Annotated in this window: 5 protein-coding genes; 2 read left to right on the forward strand and 3 right to left on the reverse strand. The window is 30.8% G+C overall.

The features are described 5' to 3' along the window. Window positions 1-72 precede the first annotated feature (72 nt). The 3 genes from ICJ85_RS15970 to ICJ85_RS15980 form a co-directional block, all read right to left on the reverse strand. On the reverse strand, window positions 73-690 hold the full coding sequence (locus ICJ85_RS15970) for a hypothetical protein (RefSeq protein WP_188224798.1): 618 nt from the start codon (window positions 688-690) through the stop codon (window positions 73-75). Between the two features lie 155 nt (window positions 691-845). Next, entirely contained in the window at window positions 846-1,316 is a 471-nt protein-coding gene (locus ICJ85_RS15975) for a hypothetical protein (RefSeq protein WP_188224799.1), read from the reverse strand. A 141-nt stretch (window positions 1,317-1,457) separates the two neighbouring features. After that, window positions 1,458-2,588 (reverse strand): tyrosine-type recombinase/integrase, encoded by a 1,131-nt coding sequence (locus ICJ85_RS15980; RefSeq protein WP_188224800.1) that lies wholly within the window; start codon window positions 2,586-2,588, stop codon window positions 1,458-1,460. Window positions 2,589-2,676: 88 nt separating this feature from the next. On the opposite strand from ICJ85_RS15980, the gene ICJ85_RS15985 reads away from it, so the two are divergent. Then, window positions 2,677-3,051 (forward strand): hypothetical protein, encoded by a 375-nt coding sequence (locus ICJ85_RS15985; protein ID WP_188224801.1) that lies wholly within the window; start codon window positions 2,677-2,679, stop codon window positions 3,049-3,051. A 294-nt stretch (window positions 3,052-3,345) separates the two neighbouring features. Continuing rightward, window positions 3,346-3,513, forward strand: coding sequence for a hypothetical protein (locus ICJ85_RS15990; RefSeq protein WP_188224802.1), 168 nt, complete (start codon window positions 3,346-3,348; stop codon window positions 3,511-3,513). Window positions 3,514-3,574 lie beyond the last annotated feature (61 nt).

A 3,574-nucleotide genomic window follows, 5' to 3' on the forward strand; every position in this document is an offset into this window, starting at 1 on the left:
TCATATTAGAGTAAGAAAGAGGGACTTTAGTCCCTCGTGTAACAAACCTATGGACTTCAAGTCCATAGTGGTTTAGTTCAGTTTTCCAATCCAAACATCTCCTTTTGGATGAAAATAAATCTTTTCCTTATCTTTTTCTACTACGTGAAATTTTTCTCTAATTAGTTTATTATAAAATTTTTGGTCTTGATTATATTTCTTTTCCGATTCATATTGTTCTTTTGGAAAATTTATTTCCCATTCGTGAACTGAGTCCAAATCAATTTTTCTGTCCCAAGTAAATTTTTGTAATTCAGTCGATAATACTCCAAATTGATTTAGGTCAAATTCACTATTTTTATTAGAAGCTAAAAAACTTTCATTTTCGTAATATTTTGCTTTTTCATCTATTGCACACACAATTTCTGATTTCAGCATTCTCGGATTATAAAGCCAAATTGCTAAATAATATTCCTTATTTAATTCATCAAGTTCTTTTTTCCACTCAAAATACGTTTTTATAAGAGTCTCAATAATTTTTTTTCTCAACTCTCCTTTTATTCCAAATTCTTCTCCATACCATTCTTCAATTTCGTAGTTATAGTATTTTTCTTCATTCAAGAAATTTACATCTAACTTGGAATCAGAGTCATTAATTGAGTTATTTATGTCTCTTATTATTTTCTTTGAAAGAATAGTTTTCTTCTTCATTTCGATTTTCTCAAATGCACTACAACGGTTTGGCTATGGTTTCGTTGCGTGAAAATCCGCTAGGATTTTCCGCCGTAAACCGAAGATAGTAAATTTGCGAGGACTTTCCGAGAGGAAAGTCAGAAGCAATGAACTATAGCCGTTGTTGTGTACAGTTATTTTCTCCAATATGTTTTTCCGTCGGCTAATTTTATTTCCGATATTTTGTCCGAGTAATAAATTCCGCTGTCCAATTCAGTCACTTTGATTTTTAACTCCACTTTTTTATTGTCGGTAATTAATTTATTTCGGTCAAACTTTTTTAGTTTTTTGTATTCTGATTCAGATAGATAAACTTTCTTAATGTCAGATTCCGTTTTTAAATTTATCCAAGGCGATTTAAGTAAATCATTTGCTTTTAGAATGTCAAAAACGCGGATAATTTCTAATTCATCTTTTCCCGCATTTTTGCTCCAGCGAATACTGTCAAAAGATTTCTCGAAATTCTCAATTGTTTTGTCATCAGCTCCATAAAAACTTCCAAAATCAATTAATTTGAAATATAAATCTCCCTTAAATTCGGTCTCATTTTTTGAACAAGACAGAGTTAAAAGTCCGATTATTATTGTCAGCGTGATGTTTTTCATAATTGTACACAACTTGTTTATATGAATGATTGAAAACTACATATTACACCTAATCGGGAGGGATAACGATGATTTTTTAGTTTTTTTATCATTCATATAATTTTAGCTTTATAATGTTTTAGCTGCAATATAATAACTTTCTTACAATGTGTCAAAAGGATTTTTAATGTCAATTAAATTAGTTGAAGATACATGTGTGTATATCATGGTTGTTTTTGGGCTATTGTGACCTAAAAGCTCTTGGATATACCTTATGTCTGTACCGCTTTCAAGTAAATGAGTTGCAAAGCTGTGCCGTAAAGTATGCAGAGTAGCATATTTGGTAATGCTAGCTCTATGCAATGCTTGTTTTAAAACTTGTCTGGCACTAACTTGTGTATATGGTTCTCCATTTCTTCCTTCAAATAGTAAGTTTTTTGGATTGTAATGGTTGATGTAAGTATGAAGTAATGGAATTATACTACTGGAAAGAAGGGTGTACCTGTCTTTTCTGCCTTTAGCTGCTTTAATATGTATTAATCTACGTTCGTAATCTATGTCGTTCGGTTTTAGTAAGAGCGCTTCACCTATACGTAGACCAGCTGAGTAAACAAGACTTAGAAGGGTTTTGTGTTTAAGGTTTTGTGTGTTGTCGATAATGTTTTTAATCTCACTTTTGCTTAGAACATTTGGCAGTTTTTTGTCTTTATCAGGGCGTTTTATCTCAAAAGGTGCTACACTAATGTTTTTAAAATTGAAGTAATGTTTAATACCGCTAATGCACTGATTTTGGTAGGAAACGGACTTATTAGCCTTAAAGATAAAATCATAATTAAACTGCTCAATAGATCTAGCAGAAATGTCGGAGATATTCTTTAAATTAATATAGCGAATAAACAAGCTGGTAACTTCAACATATGTATCTACAGTATTAGTACTAAAGCGTTTTTGTTCTAGCCATCTTTTGAATTTATTCATTTCTGTAATTTGTTCATCATTTAAAGGTGGTAGTTTATGGATAACGGAAGTGTGCTTATTTTTAGGTTCTTTATTTTCGTTTGTTTGAGTATTAAAATCACTGTAATTTACATACCATTTTTTTTGTCTGAAGTAATTAAATAGGTCAGAGATAGCACCTTTATAGAATGTTGTGTAAAACGTTTTATAAGTATCACTCCATTTCATATTAGGATACGATTTAACATAGGATGTAACCTCTGCATTATCCTGAAACTCTATGGCGATGTATCTTGTTTTTTTGTGCCAAAGTGGTTTAAGTGAAATAGTTATCATAAGTTTTTTCTTAAAATTAAACCTAAAATTTTAATTATCTGTATCTTAAACGAATAGTATTCGTATAACATTCGATTAATTAGTAAAAATGAATAAAAAAGTATGTAAGTCTTGTGGAAAGGAATTAACAGGAAGATCAGATAAAGTGTTTTGTGATTTACACTGTAAGAGTTCATATCACTATAGAAGATCTCTTGAAGAAGCGCCTAGATTTTATAATAAAGTAGATAATCAATTAAAACAGAATAGACGCATTTTAAAAGCGTATAATAAAGCAGGAAAGGCAACAGTTAGAATGGGGGTTTTGGAATCAGAAGGATTTAATCCTAAATTTTTTACCCATTACTGGAAGAATCAAAAAGGAGATGTTTATTTCTTTGTTTACGAATATGGTTTCTTGAAAAAGAAAGAGCAAAACCTTGAAAAATATATTTTAATTCAGTGGCAAGATTATATGAATTAATTGTGCTATTTTTATTGAAAATTAAATGTCTAATCCAGACATCAAACTGAATACGATTTGAATACGGAAACGAATACGTTTTTGTAAATTGAGCGGCTGAAAGCCCCAGTAAAAAGGGTTTTGGGAGGTTGTGGCTTCAAGCTCATAACCCGAAGGTCACAGGTTCGAGTCCTGTTCCCGCTACGAAGCGATATGCTAATAAAATCAACGGATTGTGTACTCACAATCCGTTTTTTTATGTCTTCAATTTTTTTACTTTTACAGAACGTACACAATTCCGTACACGTTTTGCCAATGAAAATCAATTATTCTGAACCTAAATTTTACACTGGGGGTGTTGATGTCAATCAATGGTCTAAGTTGTCAAAAAAAGAACAGAAAGAAGCTTTAGAAAAGGAGTGGTATGTATACTATACATTTAGAAATCCTAAAACAGGTAAGTTAACTGTAAGCTTCCCTTAAAACCGAACTGTTTAAAAGTGTAAAAATAATATTAACTTTAAACAGTAATTATGAGAAAAAG

This window comes from Aestuariibaculum marinum (assembly GCF_014596975.1).
In the GTDB taxonomy this organism is placed as follows: domain Bacteria; phylum Bacteroidota; class Bacteroidia; order Flavobacteriales; family Flavobacteriaceae; genus Aestuariibaculum; species Aestuariibaculum marinum.